Origin of the sequence: Streptomyces sp. AM 4-1-1 (assembly GCF_029167625.1) — a bacterium.
Taxonomy (GTDB): domain Bacteria; phylum Actinomycetota; class Actinomycetes; order Streptomycetales; family Streptomycetaceae; genus Streptomyces.
Genome location: NZ_CP119145.1, coordinates 3,658,971 through 3,674,107, shown reverse-complemented (window position 1 = coordinate 3,674,107; position 15,137 = coordinate 3,658,971). Strand labels below are relative to the sequence as shown.

The 15,137-nt window shown below is 69.6% G+C and carries 13 protein-coding genes and 1 pseudogene; 11 read left to right on the top strand and 3 right to left on the bottom strand.

Annotated features, from left to right (window positions below):
- Nucleotides 1-284: 284 nt before the first annotated feature.
- From PZB75_RS15760 to PZB75_RS15740, 5 genes are all read left to right on the top strand, one after another.
- Nucleotides 285-2,273, top strand: a complete 1,989-nt coding sequence (locus tag PZB75_RS15760; RefSeq protein ID WP_275538727.1) for an FUSC family protein — start codon at nucleotides 285-287, stop codon at nucleotides 2,271-2,273.
- A gap of 196 nt (nucleotides 2,274-2,469) precedes the next feature.
- Complete coding sequence (locus PZB75_RS15755) at nucleotides 2,470-4,131, top strand: VWA domain-containing protein (RefSeq protein ID WP_275535931.1); 1,662 nt, start codon at nucleotides 2,470-2,472, stop codon at nucleotides 4,129-4,131.
- Between the two features lie 347 nt (nucleotides 4,132-4,478).
- Nucleotides 4,479-5,078 (top strand): phosphoribosylanthranilate isomerase, encoded by a 600-nt coding sequence (locus PZB75_RS15750; protein ID WP_275535930.1) that lies wholly within the window; start codon nucleotides 4,479-4,481, stop codon nucleotides 5,076-5,078.
- Between the two features lie 188 nt (nucleotides 5,079-5,266).
- Nucleotides 5,267-6,871 (top strand): methionine--tRNA ligase, encoded by a 1,605-nt coding sequence (gene metG / locus PZB75_RS15745; RefSeq protein WP_275535929.1) that lies wholly within the window; start codon nucleotides 5,267-5,269, stop codon nucleotides 6,869-6,871.
- Between the two features lie 246 nt (nucleotides 6,872-7,117).
- Nucleotides 7,118-8,101: an amidohydrolase family protein gene (locus PZB75_RS15740; protein ID WP_275535928.1), complete on the top strand. Its 984-nt coding sequence runs from the start codon at nucleotides 7,118-7,120 to the stop codon at nucleotides 8,099-8,101.
- A gap of 18 nt (nucleotides 8,102-8,119) precedes the next feature.
- Here the strand turns inward: PZB75_RS15740 and PZB75_RS15735 are convergent.
- A pseudogene (locus PZB75_RS15735) lies at nucleotides 8,120-8,601 on the bottom strand (Scr1 family TA system antitoxin-like transcriptional regulator); the annotation flags it as partial.
- 352 nt (nucleotides 8,602-8,953) lie between these two features.
- On the opposite strand from PZB75_RS15735, the gene PZB75_RS15730 reads away from it, so the two are divergent.
- From PZB75_RS15730 to PZB75_RS15710, 5 genes are all read left to right on the top strand, one after another.
- On the top strand, nucleotides 8,954-9,181 hold the full coding sequence (locus PZB75_RS15730) for a hypothetical protein (protein ID WP_275535927.1): 228 nt from the start codon (nucleotides 8,954-8,956) through the stop codon (nucleotides 9,179-9,181).
- Nucleotides 9,159-9,671, top strand: a complete 513-nt coding sequence (locus tag PZB75_RS15725) for a DUF6879 family protein (protein ID WP_275535926.1) — start codon at nucleotides 9,159-9,161, stop codon at nucleotides 9,669-9,671. Before PZB75_RS15730 ends, PZB75_RS15725 begins: the two co-directional genes overlap by 23 nt.
- 23 nt (nucleotides 9,672-9,694) lie before the next feature.
- Nucleotides 9,695-10,546, top strand: coding sequence for a helix-turn-helix transcriptional regulator (locus tag PZB75_RS15720; protein ID WP_275535925.1), 852 nt, complete (start codon nucleotides 9,695-9,697; stop codon nucleotides 10,544-10,546).
- 372 nt (nucleotides 10,547-10,918) lie between these two features.
- Nucleotides 10,919-11,152 carry a DUF397 domain-containing protein gene (locus PZB75_RS15715; protein WP_275535924.1) on the top strand — a complete coding sequence of 78 codons (234 nt, stop codon included), beginning with the start codon at nucleotides 10,919-10,921 and terminating at the stop codon, nucleotides 11,150-11,152.
- A 104-nt stretch (nucleotides 11,153-11,256) separates the two neighbouring features.
- Nucleotides 11,257-11,763: a hypothetical protein gene (locus PZB75_RS15710; RefSeq protein ID WP_275535923.1), complete on the top strand. Its 507-nt coding sequence runs from the start codon at nucleotides 11,257-11,259 to the stop codon at nucleotides 11,761-11,763.
- Nucleotides 11,764-11,860: 97 nt separating this feature from the next.
- On the opposite strand, the gene PZB75_RS15705 is transcribed toward PZB75_RS15710, so the two are convergent.
- Entirely contained in the window at nucleotides 11,861-12,340 is a 480-nt protein-coding gene (locus PZB75_RS15705; RefSeq protein WP_275538726.1) for a DUF6194 family protein, read from the bottom strand.
- A 46-nt stretch (nucleotides 12,341-12,386) separates the two neighbouring features.
- Here PZB75_RS15705 and PZB75_RS15700 point away from each other — a divergent pair, with 46 nt between their 5' ends.
- Nucleotides 12,387-13,187: a MerR family transcriptional regulator gene (locus tag PZB75_RS15700; protein WP_275535922.1), complete on the top strand. Its 801-nt coding sequence runs from the start codon at nucleotides 12,387-12,389 to the stop codon at nucleotides 13,185-13,187.
- A gap of 60 nt (nucleotides 13,188-13,247) precedes the next feature.
- Here PZB75_RS15700 and aspS read toward each other — a convergent pair whose 3' ends face one another.
- Entirely contained in the window at nucleotides 13,248-15,056 is a 1,809-nt protein-coding gene (gene aspS / locus PZB75_RS15695; protein ID WP_275535921.1) for an aspartate--tRNA ligase, read from the bottom strand.
- Nucleotides 15,057-15,137 lie beyond the last annotated feature (81 nt).

The following is a 15,137-nucleotide window of genomic DNA, read 5'->3' as shown; positions in this document are numbered from 1 at the left end:
AAGCCCCTGACAGCACTGACCGTCCGAGCGGTCCGAGCGGCCCAGACGGTGCGAGCGGCCCGAGCGGCCCAGACGGTGCGAGCGGTCCGAGCGGCCCGGACGACCCGGGCGGTCAGGGCGGCCCGGACGACCCGGGCGGTCAGGGCGGCCCGGACGGTCCGAGCGCCAGAGCCCACCACCTGCCCGGCGAAGCTCACCCGGCCCGCGAAGTCCGCCCGGCCCGCAAGGCCCGGCCGCCACGCGGAGCCCGCCCACCTCACCGGACCGGATCGACCCGCCACGTCCTGAAGCGTGCGACACCACCCCCCTGGCTGCTCAGCGGGCTCCGTCCGAAGAACGCCCCCATCCCCTGGGCCGCCGTCGCCCGCGCCGCCGTCGCACTGTCCGCCCCCCTCGCCGTCGGCTTCGCCACCGACCGCCCGGCGTACGGCGCACTCGTCTCCATGGGCGCGCTCTCCGGAGTCATCGGTGACACCGCCGACGCGTACCGGATGCGCGTGCTCAACATCGCCGTACCGCAACTGTTCGGCGCCCTCGGCATCATGCTCGGCACGCTGGTGTACGGAGCGGGCTGGACGGCCGTCGTCGCACTGACGGTCATCGGCCTCATCTCCGGAATGATGTCGACGATCGGCGCCGTCGCCTCCGTGTCCGGACTGCTGCTCCTCCTCAACTCCGTCGTCGGTGCCGGTCTCCCGATGCCGGACCCCTGGTGGAAGGCCCCGCTGCTGCTGACGGCCGGCGGCCTGGTGGTCCTGGCGCTGACACTGCTGGCCTGGCCGCTGCGCGGCAAGCTGCCCGAACGGGTCGCCGTCGCGAACACCTACCGCGCGGTCGCCGACATGCTCGCGACCGCGGGCACCGACGCGTACGAGGCGCGGCGTCAGGACGTCACCCAGTCGCTCAACACCTCGTACGACCTGATCCTCGCCCGCCGCGCCCGCTACCACGGCCGCAGCGCCCCCATGGTGCGGCTGCTCTCCCAGCTCAACGTCGTCATCCCGCTCGTCGAGGCGGCACCCGCCGTGCATCTGCGACGACGCCCGCTGCCGCCCGGGGTCCCGGACGCCGTGCGGGCCCTCGCCGACGCGGTCGAGGAGAACCGCACCGGGCACACCGAATCCGGGCTGCCCGCCCCCGACTCCGCGGCCACCCGCGCCGTGGACAGCGCGCTGCGCCATGCGACGGCCGTGGTGCACGGAGCCGAACCCGACCCGCACAACGTCGACGACCGCCTCGGCCGGCCCGCCGCGCTCGGCGTACGCGTCCGGCGCATCACCCGCGATGTGCTGCTCTCCCGGCCGTCCTGGCGGTACGGGCTACGGCTCGCGGTCTGCATCGGGCTGGCACAGGCCCTGGTGTCGCTGGTGGACGTGCCCCGCTCCTACTGGGTGGCGCTGACCGTCACCTTCGTCCTCAAGCCCGACTTCGGTTCGGTGTTCTCCCGGGCCGTACTCCGCGCGGTGGGCACGGCGGCCGGTCTGGTGATCGCGGCCCCGGTGCTGGCCGAAGTGCCGATCGGATGGTGGGACGTCCCGGTGATGGTGGTGCTCGCCGCGCTGATCCCGGCGTTCACCGCGAAGGGGTACGCGTTCCAGACGGCGGCCATCACCCCGGTCATCCTGCTCCTGTCCGACCTGCTGAACCGGCAGGGCGTCGGCCTGGTCCAGCCACGTTTCCTGGACAGCCTGATCGGTTGCGGGATCGTCCTGGTGGCGGGCTATCTGCTGTGGCCGGAGAGCTGGCACAGCAGGGTCGGTCACCGGCTCGCGGACGCGGTCACGGACATCGCGGACTACGTCGGGTACGCCTTCGACCCGAGCGGTGAGCGGGTCGGCCGGATCGACCAGGGTGAACGGGTGCGCGCCCGACGGCGCATCTACCGCGATCTGTCGGTCGTACGGTCCGAGTTCCAGCGCGCGCTGACCGAGCCGCCGCCGGTGGGCACCCGGGCCGCCGCCTGGTGGCCACTGGTCGTCGCCGTCGAACGGATCGTCGACGCGACCACGGCGGCCCGCGTCCGGGTCAACCACGGAGCGCCCGAACCACCCCCGTCGGAAGTGGCCGCGATCCAGCGCGAGCTGCGCGGGCTCGCCGCGGGCATACGCGCGAGCGAGGTGCTGGTGGAGGTGCGGACCCCGTCGCGCGGAGCCGGAAAGGGCGGCGGAGACGGCGGTACGGGCGGCAGTGGGGACGAGGGCGCGGACGGGGTGCTGGAACCACTGCACCAGGAGGTCGCGGCGGCCAGGGCCATCGCGTCACCTCGGCCGTGACGGCGTGACCGGGCGCGACATCGTCGGCCGCCAGGAGCGGAGGACGGCACACCGCCGTCACTGACAGTGCGTCAGGGTCGGGCCACGCCGTGGCAGTGCCCCGTTCGGCCGCTAACCTTACGTATCCGCCCTGGCCAGGGATCAATTCCCGCAGACGGACATGTATCGCACCCAACTCATGCGAAAGGCCTCGCCCATGGGCATTCGGAGCTTGCTGCGCAAGGTGTTTGGACGCGACCGTACGGAGCAGGACGACGCGGCAACGGCCACCGTCCCGCCCCAGACCGAACGCACGCAGCCCACGGAGGCGAAGCAGGAACCGGCGTCCGCGCCGGAAGCGGAATCACTGTCCGGGTCCGGCACGAAGCCGGAATCGGAACGGGTGCCGGAGCCCGCGTCGGCCTCCGCCACGGCGTCGGAGGGCTCGACCCGCACCCGTCCGTCGAACAGCGTCGGCGGCGGCTCGGACAGCACCAGGAGCACCGGGGACGCGGACGACACCGACGGAACCCACGGCACCCACGGCCTGGCGGCCGACCTGGTCGCTGCGGCCTTCGACAAGGCGGCCACGTCCGCACGCACCCCCACGGTCCCTGAACAGTCGTCGGCCCCCGAACCGACGAAGTCCGCAGAGTCGGCGGAACGAACGGAAGCGACGGAACCGACAGGGCTGACGGGACCGGCGGAACCGGCGGAACCGGTCGGCGAGCCGGTGGCCGCCCCGGAGCCGATCACCATCGCGCTGGACCCGGAGCCGGTCACGGCGGACGTACCGGAACCCGCGTCGAGCCCGGCCCCCGGCCCCGTACCGGAACAGACTGCCCAGGCCGACCAGGAACCCGAGACCGAACCCGCGCCCCTCAAGGCCGACGGAACCCCCGAAGAGACCGGCGGCGCCCCCGAACCCGAGCGGACGCCCGAGCCGACCGCGGAGTCCACCCCCGCGCCGACCACGGGGGGCGTCCCCGAGACCGCCCCCGAAACCATCCCCGGTTCCGAGCCGACCGCCGCGGTCACCGTCGGTCCCGAACCGACCGCCGCGGTCACCGTCGGTTCGGAGCCCACTCCCGCCCCCGAGCCCGCACTCCCGGTCACCACCACCCCGGCGACCACCCCCGCCGCGGCCCCCGGTCCCAGTCCCCGGCCCGCCCTCTCCCTGGCCCGGGTCAAGTCCCGCGCCCCCGGTCTCGTCGACCCGTACAAGGCGGCCCAGGCCGGACTCAGGGCACACGGGCTCACCGGCCTCCGCGCCACCGTGTACCTGGTGCTCGACCGGTCCGGCTCCATGCGCCCGTTCTACAGGGACGGCAGCGCCCAGCACCTGGGCGACCGCGCGCTCGCCCTCGCCGCGCACCTGGACGAGACCGCCACCGTGCCCGTCGTCTTCTTCTCCACCGACATCGACGGCACCGGCACGATCGACCTCACCGACCACGAGGGCAGGGTCGACGAACTCCACGCGGGCCTGGGCCGTCTCGGCCGTACCCACTACCACCGTGCCGTCGAGGAGATCGTCGCCCACTACGAGAAGTCGCAGGCCACCGGTCCGGCCCTGGTGATCTTCCAGACGGACGGCCCTCCGGACGCCCGGCAGGCCGCCAAGCAGGCACTGGCCGACGCGGCGCGCGTGCCGCTGTTCTTCCAGTTCGTCGCGTTCGGTGAGCACGAGTCGAAGGGCTTCGACTTCCTGCGGAAGCTGGGAGCCGACAACGTCGGGTTCTTCCACGCGGGCCCGGCCCCGCGCGCCATCGCGGACAAGGCGTTCTACCGGGAGATCCTGGCCGCGCTCCCCGCCTGGCTGGCCACCACCCGCCCGGCCGAGGCGCCGGAGGCGCCCGAGGCCACCGACAACACCTGACACCCGATGTCCGACGCGTGACGCCTGACGCCACGCCCCCACGCGATCGGCGCCGCGTGCCGTCGGACAGGTGGCCAGGTGACCAGGTGGCCGGCAGCAAGAGGGCCCACTCCCGCTCACACCCCGGGAGGGGCCCTCCGCACGTTTCCGCCCCCGTTCCCTTCCCTCACCCCTCATCCCCATCCCATCCCCATCCCGGTCCTCGTCCCCATCCCCGTCCCCATCCCCATCCGGGACGATGTGATCAATCGTCCCGAGGTGATTGGGTGGGTGCGCCGGGCCCTTGCCGTCGCCTTCGTCGGCACCGGTGTGCAACTCGCCCTCGCGAACAGCTGACAGGGAGCAGGATGTTCATCAAGGTGTGCGGTCTCCGCACCGAACAGGACGTCGACACCGCGGTCGAGGCGGAGGTCGACGCGATCGGGTTCGTGTTCGCCGAGAGCCCCCGTCGCATCGACGCGAGCACGGCGGCCCGGCTGATCCGCCGTGTGCCCGAGGGCGTGCTGACCGTCGGGGTCTTCCGCGACCAGCCGTCGGATGACGTCCGCGCCCTGGTGGACGCCACGGGTGTCCGAGCCGTCCAGTTGCACGGCTCGGAGGACCGTTCCTTCTACGAGCGGCTCGCGGACACCGGATGCACCCTGATCCGGGGCGCCGCGTACCGCGAACCGCTGCCGCGCCACGGCGAGCGGGGCGAGGACATCCTGCTGCTCGACGCACCGGTCCCGGGGGCGGGGCTGCCCTGGGACTGGAGCCGTCGCCCGTCGCCCGCCGCTGCCGAGAAGTGGCTCCTCGCGGGCGGTCTCACCCCGGACAACGTCGGCGACGCGATCCGTGCCACCCGCCCCTGGGGGGTCGACGTGTCGAGCGGGATCGAGGTCAGCCGCGGTGTGAAGGCCCCCGCGCTGATCACGGCCTTCACCGAAGCCGTCCGGGCCGCCGCGTGACGGACGACTGTCGGACAGCCGCGTGACGGACGACCGGTCGCGCCGCCGCGCGGCGGGAAAGGACCGGCCGACCGCCACGGAACAGGGTGACCGGCCCGCCCGTCGCGTACCGGGTGATCGGCCGGGTCCGTTCCGGTGCCGCCCCGGCGAGGTGAGTGGGCGTTCCACGGACCGTTAGGATTTCGACCATGGCGGCCACTGGAACCGAGAAGCAGGGAGCGACGGCGTTCTACGTCTCGACCCCCATTTACTACGTCAACGACGCTCCTCACCTGGGCCACGCCTACACGACCGTCGCAGGCGACGTGCTCACCCGCTGGCACCGCCAGCGCGGCGAGAAGGTGTGGTACCTCACCGGCACGGACGAGCACGGTCAGAAGATCATGCGCACGGCCGAGGCGAACGACGTCACGCCCCAGGCATGGTGCGACAAGCTCGTCGAGGAGGCATGGAAGCCCCTCTGGGAGCACCTGAACATCGCGAACGACGACTTCATCCGTACGACGGAGAAGCGGCACACGGACCGTGTGCAGGAGTTCGTGCAGGACCTGTACGACAAGAACGAGATCTACAAGGGCGGCTACGAGGGCCCGTACTGCGTGGGCTGCGAGGAGTACAAGCTCCCCGGCGACCTGATCGAGGCGGAGGACGGCACCAAGCTCTGCCCGATCCACAAGAAGCCGGTGGAGATCCTCAAGGAGGAGAACTACTTCTTCAAGCTGAGTGAGTACGGGCCGAAGCTGCTGGAGTTCTACGAGGCCAACCCGGGCTTCATCCAGCCCGAGTCCGCCCGCAACGAGGTCGTGAACTTCGTCAGGCAGGGCCTCCAGGACCTCTCCATCTCGCGCTCCACGTTCGACTGGGGCGTCCCGGTGCCGTGGGACGAGAAGCACGTCATCTACGTCTGGGTGGACGCGCTCCTCAACTACGCGACGGCCGTCGGGTACGGGGCCAACCAGGAGAAGTTCGACGAGACGTTCCCGGCGGACGTGCACCTGGTCGGCAAGGACATCCTCCGGTTCCACGCGGTCATCTGGCCGGCCATGCTGATGGCGCAGGGCCTGCCGCTGCCGGGCCGGATCGCGGCCAACGGATGGCTGATGGTCGGCGGCGAGAAGATGTCGAAGTCGAACCTCACGGGCATCAAGCCGCAGGACCTGACCTCGCACTTCGGCGTGGACGCGTACCGCTGGTACTTCCTGCGGGCCATCGCGTTCGGCAGCGACGGCTCGTTCTCGTGGGAGGACTTCTCGGCCCGCTACACGTCGGAGCTGGCCAACGACTACGGCAACCTCGCGTCGCGCGTCGCGGCCATGGTCGGCAAGTACTTCGACGGTGCGCTCCCGGCCGCCACGGCGCCGGGCGACGCGGAGCGGGCGGTCCAGGAGGGACTGGCCGGGGCGGTCGCGGCGGCCGATCTGAAGATCGGTGAGGAGCTGGACTTCCAGGCGGGCATCCTGGCCATCTTCGACTTCGTGAAGCAGGTCAACGGCTACATCACGGAGCAGGAGCCCTGGAAGGTCGCCAAGGACGAGTCCCCGGAGGGCCAGGCGCGCCTCGCGACGATCCTGTACACGGCCGCGGAGTCGCTGCGCGGGGTCGCGGTCCTGCTGAACTCCGTGATGCCGGAGACCTCGCAGAAGCTCTGGGAGTCGCTGGGCGCGGAGGCGTCGCTGGGCGCCCTGGCCGACCAGCGGGTCCAGGACGCGGGCACCTGGGGGCTGCTGCCCGAGGGGTCAACGGTGACGAAGGGCGCGGTGCTGTTCCCGCGCCTGGAGGAGAAGCCCGCGTAGAGGGGTCCGTACGACTCCCCGGGACGTAGGCACAGGACGTACCCGCAGACCGCCGAGGGGGCGGGGCCACCGGCCCCGCCCCTCTCCCGTACCCCGCACCGAAGTCCGTCCTCTCCCTATCCCCTCTCTGCTCCCTCCCCTCCCCTCCCCTCCCCTTCTCCGCGCTCGCGGCCCCGGTACCGAGGCGGAACAATCGACCTGAGGCGGCGCACACCCGCGCGAAGGTGCCCAGCCAGGAGGAACACCGTGGCAACGACACCGCTCCAGGTCATCGACACGCACGCTCACGTCTATCCCGCCGACCATCTCGACCGTCTTGAGGCGATCGGGGTCGACCCGTCGAGCACGAAGGTCGCCCGCGACATCCGCGCCGGGGACGACGACACGGACATGAGCGCGCGCCTGCGCATGATGGACGCGGCCGGCGTGCGCGTCCAGGTCCTCTCCGTGGTCCCGCAACTGCCGATGGTCGACGACCCGGCGGCGGCGCGGGACACGGCCCGGACGGTCAACGACTCCTATGCCGCGGTCGTCGAGCGGCACCCCGACCGGTTCCTCGCGTACGGCGCGCTCGCGCTGCCCCATGTCGACGCGTCCCTGGAGCAGATCCGCCACTGCCTCGACGACCTCGGTTTCGTGGGCGTCGCGATCACCTCGCTGGTCCAGGGAACGATCTCCCTGGCCGACCCCCGGTTCGACCCCGTCTTCGCCGAACTCGACCGGCGCGGCGCCATCGTCCACGTACACGCGACGGGCAACGGCGCGAACTGTCCGATGATCAACGACAAGCGACTCGAATGGGTCACCGGGGCGCCCATGGAGGACGCCCTCGCCGTGCTGCACCTGCTGAAGGCCGACATCCCCCGACGCTTCCCCCGCATCCGCTTCCACATCGCGCATCTGGGCGGTGATCTGCCGTTCCTCGCGAGGCGGATCGAGGACAACTTCGAGGACTGGGACGCGTTCCCCTCGTCACCGCTGGAGTCGATGCGGCGCATGTGGTTCGACGCGGCCAACTTCCACGGCCCGTCGCTGCGGCTGACCCTGGACACGTTCGACCCCACGCGCGTCATGTGCGGATCGGACTACCCGTACTTCCAGGACGAGAAGTACACGCGAGCGGTCGAGTACATCCGCGATGCCGGTCTCGACGACGGAACCGTGCACGACGTGCTCTCGGGCAACGCCCGGCGCCTCTACGGTGACGCGCTGCCGCCGGAGATCCGCTGAGGGGGAAGACCCGCCCCCGTCGGCTTCCGACAGATCCAGTACGTGATCGAGCCGGCGTCGGGCGGTGCTGCGGTCGGCGACCCTGATGCGAAGCGCGGCTTCATGGAGTACCACCTCGTACGGCGTGCGCTCATCGCCTTCGAGGATCGATCGACGCCTCGTCCGGTGTGCCACACGGGCTTCCGGATCAGCTACTGAAAGCTCAGGCAGCGTGTACGAGAAAACGGCCGGGCGTAGTCCTCGGTCTGGAGCAAGCCGGGTACGTGAATGATCTCCACGTCTCCCCTGAACGATGCATGATGCTCCAGCTCCGACAAAACGAGGAACACAGGTGGGAGCAGGACTCGATACTCTTCCCACCAGCCGCGGATACGGTCTGTCGCCATCGCCGCGAGTGCGTCGATCAACTCCACGTCGTCGCAGGCGCAGTGAGCCACCAGCCTGCGCAGTCGCGCTTCGCTGACGCCGGCGTCGCCCGCCTCCACCTGACTCATCCGGGCCGGGAAGGGACCGGCTGCCCTCCGTCTGCGCTGGGCGGAACGCGCACTTGGCATCGGCGTCCGGGACACGGACCCCACCACATCCCCGATCGCCCCGCATTCCTCCCTCCCCGGGACACGGACGCCGAGGGCGGCCGAGGACCCGCCCTCATCCGCGCTTGCTCCGACGACCTGGGCTGGTACCCGCTCACCCAGGCGGGCGACTGCGACAAGTACGTCTGGTGCGAACTGACCGCTGTCGCGTGAACGCCGCCCCGAGCGGGGCAAGTTCCGGCAAGTCACTCGCTCTGATGCGTTCGGCACGGCAGTCTCTGACGAGCAAGGTGATCCCGCCCACAGGAAGAGGACCGACATGACCTTACGCAAGCTCGGCAAGGACCCGGAAAGTCCCAGCGGTGGGTCTCCCACGGTGTACTTGGACGAGGAGACCGATCACTACCTGGTTCAAGGCTGGAAGGTACTGGACCAGGCACGTCTCACTGAGCTGGACATCCCCGACCATGAAACCGTGGTGGAGATTCCCCGGCGCATGGTGCAGTTCTTCCTGGAGGTGAAGGATGCCGCAACTCCCGACGTTTGAGGAGCTGTTCCGGGACTGTCGCCGGTCAGCGGTCCACTTGGAGATGCGGGACGGCTACATGAAGTCGGACCCCGCGTTCGTCGACTGGAGCGCGGGCCGTCCCATTGATCCCGCCGAGCGGTGGGGAGACTGGCTGCGGCTCGTTTCCGAAGCGACTGCCCGAGGCGTTGAGGTACGGCGGGCCCGCATCATGTCCGAGCCGGTCAGCGACTACATCCATTTCGAGTACGACGTCACCGACGGTCTCAACATCGCGGCCGGCGAACAGGTGCGGTGGCTCCCCCGGCGCAGGGCTACGAGTATCGCCCTTCCAGGAAACGACTTCTGGGTATTCGATACCAGCCTCGTCCTCCTGAATCACTTCGACGGAAACGGCGATTCCCTCGAACACGAAGTCACCACGGACCCCGATATCACGGAACTCTGCACATCCGCTTTCGAGGCCGTGTGGGATCGCGCAATACCCCATACGGAATACCGGCCGACCTGACAAGCGCAACACCGGACCGCAGAGTGCCCTCACAGACACCATCAAGTATTCAGCAGGCCAAGAGCGATTTCGGTCGGCATTTGCGGGAGATACGGCTCGACGCCGGGCTCAGCGCACGAACGTTGGCAGCCATGGCAGGCTGGCATGAGTCGAAGTGTTCTCGTTTCGAGAACGGTGTCCGCACCCCCACGGAGCAGGACCTCCGCGACTGGGCCCTGCACTGCCGTGTACCGCACTTGATGGAAGAACTCATCGCAACAGCCCGCGGCATCGACGGCATGTATGTCGAGTGGCGTCGTATGGAACGGTCCGGTCTCAAGCAGGCCCAGGAGTCTGTGCTCCCTCTGTGGGAACGCACTCAGCGGTTTCGCATCTACTCTCCGTGGCTGGTCCCAGGGCCCGTGCAAACCGGCCCGTACATCAAGGCACTGTTGACCTCGATCCGCGACCGTCGGCAACTGGTGGACGACGTGGAAGCCGCCGTCCGTGTACGTGTGCAGAAGCAGAACATTGTGCACAGGGGTAACCATCGATTCGCGATTGTCTTGGAGGAGGGAGTGCTGCGCTGTCGGATCGGAGGTCCGGAGGTGATGGCAGGCCAGTTGGAGCACCTTCTGGCCTCTGCCTCCCTTGCCTCGATCAGTCTCGGAATCGTGCCTTTTGGCGCCGACAGATCAGGTTTATGGCCGGTGGAGGGCTTCTTCCTCTTCGATGACATTCAAGCAAACGTCGAGCTGGTGTCTGCCCATCTCACTGTGACGCAGCCCCACGAACTCGCCCTGTACGCCGATACGTTCTCCGCCTTGTCCGGTCTCGCTGTGTACGGAAGTTCAGCACAGACATTGATCAAGGCAGCGATCAATTCTCTCAAGTGAAACCTCGGCAAGTTTCGGCATATTCGGTGGATCACATGGATTCCCGTTTCTGACACCGCCTCTCCAGGGCTGGGCCTTGTCGACCTGGGCCGGGCACGCCCCGATGTGGCGCTGGTGCTCGCCGAGGTCGTCCGGCGGGGCGCCGCGTAACCGATCCGCGGCCCCCGGGGCCTCGTAACGCCTCTCCCTCCGTGCGCGCAGACCCGCCCGGCCGGGTCCAGGTCGGCAACTCGCGCGGCAGAGAGAACCGTTTCGGCGCGGCCTTGGCATGCGATCGCACTCGGCCGCGCCGCCCCATGACGTCCGCCCAGGAGGGCGGAGGGCGACGGCTGCATCTCCGTGGCCGTCGGATGATCAGGAAGGCAGCACACCATGCAGAACGGAAGCAATTTGTACGCGCTCGACATCAGTGGGGCCCTGTTCGCCAAAGCGTGCGGAGGCAACACCCACCCGGACGGCGAATCCTGCGTGACCCTCGCCCGGATCGGCGACGACGCGTGGGCCCTGGGCGACAGCAAGCGGCCGGACGGGGAGCCGCTGCGGTTCACGTCGGCGGAGTTGGGAGCCGCCGGTATCGAACCGGAGCGGTTCGGCCTCTCGGCCTGACGGCAACCACCGGCCCCGCCCGCTTCCACCGGTCCCGCCGGTCCCGGCCTTTCCTGAGGCCGGGACCGGTCGGTCCATTCCCGTAACTTCCCTCGGCAGGAACCGTGTCGCACCACCATGGCTATCTGTGGAACGGACCGAAGGCTCACTTCGACCAGGAGGGTTTGCGCCGACCCCCGCACCCCGACCCCCCTCCGGCCGGCAGCAGACCCGAGCTGGTCCTGCGGTACCGCGAGGTCGTCGCGGAGTTCCCGGCCTCCGGTCTGCCACCACTCGAAACGGCCCACTGGCTCCTGAAGCCCCAGTCCCTGATCCGGGGAACGTGGCCGGACCCGAGGGAGGCGGCGACCTGGCTCGGAGAGCGGTTGGCCGAGTACGCGCCCCGCTTCGACTCCGCCGCCTACCGGGACACCACCTACCTGGCCCTGCTCATCAGCTCCGCGGCCGATCGGCTCGGACGGGGCGATGATGTGTCCCTGGGCTTCTACCTCGAACGGCCGGTCTTTCTCTCGCTGGCGCTGGTGGCCTGCTCCACAGACCCGACGAACACTGGGCCGGCCGGGACGCCGAGCGGTAGGCGTTGCCCGTCGGCGTTTGGAGCTCCTGGATGAAGCGCACATCGGCCAGCGGAATCACTGCGTGGTCGTCGCTCAGCCGGGAGCGCGTGAGAGTCGCACAGGACGCGGGACCGCTTGATCCGGGTCCCTGTCAGCCGTTCCCCGGCGCCCTTCCCTCCTCGTATCGCCGCGCGAACCTGGTGCGGGCCGCCTCGTGGGCTCCGCGCAGGAGCTGCTCGACCGTGTCCGTCGTCCTCTCGTCGGGGTTGACGACGGAGATCCAGCCCAGTGCCCCGTAGACCGGGTGCGGCATCACGGTGTCGACGGCCGCGTAGTCGCGGGGCCGGGTGAGGCTGCGCGGCTCCTCGCCCGTCAGCTCCCGGAACGTCGCGCGGTCCACCTGGACGTTCACCCGTCGGCGGCCCGGAGTGTCGAGGTCGGAGGCGTCGTCGGCGGGATGGTTCTTGGTGACGATCGTTCCGTAGGGCTGGACGTTCCGAGGCATCCGGCCGTCGGGGGCGTAGCAGAAGAACGAATCGCCCCACGCGGGTTCAGGGAAGTCGTCGCCCGGCTCCGGGGTGACCACGAGTGCGCCGGGCAGGCTCCGCACGGTCGCGATGATCTGTTCGATACTCATGGTTCAAGCATCACCTTCAAGTGCTGATGGGGGGTTGGGGATGAGTGAGCCGGCGAGCGGTTCGCCACGGGTTCCGCTCCGGACCGTCGACGTCGCCAGGCAGTCGGGGTACTCGGTGCAACAGGTTCGCGACCTGGAGCGGCTGGGGGTCATTCCTCCAGCCGCGCGATCGGGCAACGGCTACCGGTCCTACGCACCGGTTCACGTGCACGCTCTTCGCGCGTATCGAGGGCTCGCGGATGCCGGTGGACCCGTAGCGGCCCGGCAGCTGCTCGCGGGACTGCGGACGGGAACGATCCCCGAGGCGGCCTCGGCGATCAACGCGGTCCACGTTCGGCTGGAGCGGGAACGAGAGGAGGCTCTGCGCGCGCAACAGGCGTTGCGTGCGATCCGGGCCGAAGCGAACACACCCGGGTTCGAGCGGGAGAGCGATGCGATGACGATCACGGCGCTCGCGGAAGCGCTCGGTGTACGTCCCTCGACCCTGCGGTTCTGGGAGCAGGAAGGGCTGGTCACCCCTGAGCGGGTGACCTCACTGCGAGCACGTCGTTACGGCCTTCCAGCCATCAGAGCGGCCCGGATCGTCGCGGCCCTCCGCAGCGCCGGATACGGCATTCCCGCGACGCGCGAGATCGTGGGCTCCCTGGACCGGTTCGACAGTCAGGGAGAGGCGCAGCGCGTCCTGCGGCAGCGCCTCGACCAGATCGCCGCACGGACCGTGGCGCTGCTCCGGGCAGGCGCGGACCTGGCAGTCGTCGTCACGTCCGCCGATGAGTCGGCAGCCGCCCAAGCGCTGCCCCGCGGCACGTACGACCAACGCGAACAGCCCCCGATCGGCTGATCGGGGGCTGTTTCACGTGAAACGGACCGGGCGCCCACACCAAAGGCGGAGGCGGGGTGCCTACTTCTTCGGCTCGTTCGCCGGCTTCGCGGACGGAACCGCCTTCACCGTGCCGACCGGCTTCCGGAGCTGGATGTTCAGCTCGCGCAGGCGGGTCTCGTCCAGTTCGGAGGGGGCGCCCATCATCAGGTCCTGGGCGTTGCCGTTGAGGGGGAACGCGATCGTCTCGCGGATGTTCGGCTCGTCGGCCAGCAGCATCACGATGCGGTCGACGCCCGGGGCGATGCCGCCGTGCGGCGGGGCGCCGAGGCGGAAGGCACGGAGCATGCCCGCGAACTCCCGCTCCACCGTCTCCGCCTTGTAGCCCGCGATCTCGAACGCCTTGATCATCACCTCGGGCTCGTGGTTGCGGATGGCGCCCGAGGACAGCTCGATGCCGTTGCAGACGATGTCGTACTGCCAGGCCAGGATGTCCAGCGGGTCCTTCTCCTCCAGGTCGGCCATGCCGCCCTGGGGCATCGAGAAGGGGTTGTGCGAGAAGTCGATCCTGCCGGTCTCCTCGTCCTTCTCGTACATCGGGAAGTCGACGATCCAGCAGAACCGGAAGACGTTCTCCTCGAAGTGGCCCGCGCGCTTCGCGGCCTCGACGCGGACGGCGGACATGATCTTCGAGACCTCGTCGAACTCGCCCGCGCCGAAGAAGATGGCGTGGCCGGGGGCGAGGGAAAGGCGCTCGCTGAGCGTGCCGATGTCGGCGTCGGTGAGGAACTTCGCGATCGGGCCCGTCAGCGAGCCGTCCTCGCCGACCCGCACCCAGGCAAGGCCCTTGGCGCCCTGCTCGACCGCGTACGCGCCCAGCCCGTCGAAGAACTTCCGCGACTGGGCCGCGGTGTCCGGCACCGGAAGGGCACGGACGTGCTTCCCGGCGAACGCCTTGAACTCCGAGTCCGCGAAGACGTCGGAGATGTCGACGAGCTCCAGCTTGGCCCGCAGGTCCGGCTTGTCGTTGCCGTACTTCAGCATCGACTCACGGAACGGGATGCGCGGGAACGGGGACGTGACCTCACGGCCGTTGCCGAACTCCGTGAACAGCTCGGTCATCAGCTTCTCGATCGGCTGGAAGACGTCCTCCTGCTCGACGAAGGACATCTCGACATCGAGCTGGTAGAACTCGCCGGGTGAACGGTCGGCGCGGGCGTCCTCGTCACGGAAGCACGGCGCGATCTGGAAGTAGCGGTCGAAGCCGGAGATCATCAGCAGCTGCTTGAACTGCTGCGGGGCCTGCGGCAGCGCGTAGAACTTGCCCGGGTTCAGCCGGGACGGGACCACGAAGTCACGGGCGCCCTCCGGAGAGGTCGCGGCCAGGATCGGCGTCGCCATCTCGTTGAAGCCGAGGGCGGTCATCTTGTGCCGGATGGCCGAGATGACGGCCGTGCGCAGCATGATGTTGCGGTGCATCCGCTCGCGGCGCAGGTCGAGGAAGCGGTACTCCAGCCGCCGCTCCTCGTTCACCCCGTCCTCGGCGTTGATCGTGAAGGGCAGCGGGGCGGCCTCGCCCAGCACCTCGACCTCGCTGACCTCGATCTCGATCTCGCCGGTCGGCAGCTCCGGGTTGACGTTGTCGGCGCCGCGCGCGGAGACCTTGCCGTCGATCCGTACGACGGTCTCCTTGGTCAGCTTCGACAGCGCCTCGTTGCCGGGCGTACCCGGACGGGCGACGAGCTGGACCAGGCCGTAGTGGTCGCGCAGATCGATGAAGAGGATGCCGCCCAGGTCTCGGCGATTGTGCAGCCAGCCACTCAGCCGGACGTCGGTGCCGACGTCAGAGGCGCGGAGCTCGCCGCAGGTGTGGGACCTGTACCGATGCATCGTCGTTCATCCAGTCTTCGCGGTTCGGGGTGGAGTGTCACCCCAGGCTACCGCCCGCGTCCCCGCCGGAAGGTGGCCACG

Bases quoted from the DNA above. Each gene is read 5' to 3' on its own strand.
- aspS (WP_275535921.1), bottom strand. From the start codon at position 15,056: ATGCATCGGTACAGGTCCCACACCTGCGGCGAGCTCCGCGCCTCTGAC.
- PZB75_RS15755 (WP_275535931.1), top strand. From the start codon at position 2,470: ATGGGCATTCGGAGCTTGCTGCGCAAGGTGTTTGGACGCGACCGTACG.
- PZB75_RS15725 (WP_275535926.1), top strand. From the start codon at position 9,159: ATGCCGCAACTCCCGACGTTTGAGGAGCTGTTCCGGGACTGTCGCCGG.
- PZB75_RS15750 (WP_275535930.1), top strand. From the start codon at position 4,479: ATGTTCATCAAGGTGTGCGGTCTCCGCACCGAACAGGACGTCGACACC.
- metG (WP_275535929.1), top strand. From the start codon at position 5,267: ATGGCGGCCACTGGAACCGAGAAGCAGGGAGCGACGGCGTTCTACGTC.
- PZB75_RS15730 (WP_275535927.1), top strand. From the start codon at position 8,954: ATGACCTTACGCAAGCTCGGCAAGGACCCGGAAAGTCCCAGCGGTGGG.
- PZB75_RS15700 (WP_275535922.1), top strand. From the start codon at position 12,387: ATGAGTGAGCCGGCGAGCGGTTCGCCACGGGTTCCGCTCCGGACCGTC.
- PZB75_RS15715 (WP_275535924.1), top strand. From the start codon at position 10,919: ATGCAGAACGGAAGCAATTTGTACGCGCTCGACATCAGTGGGGCCCTG.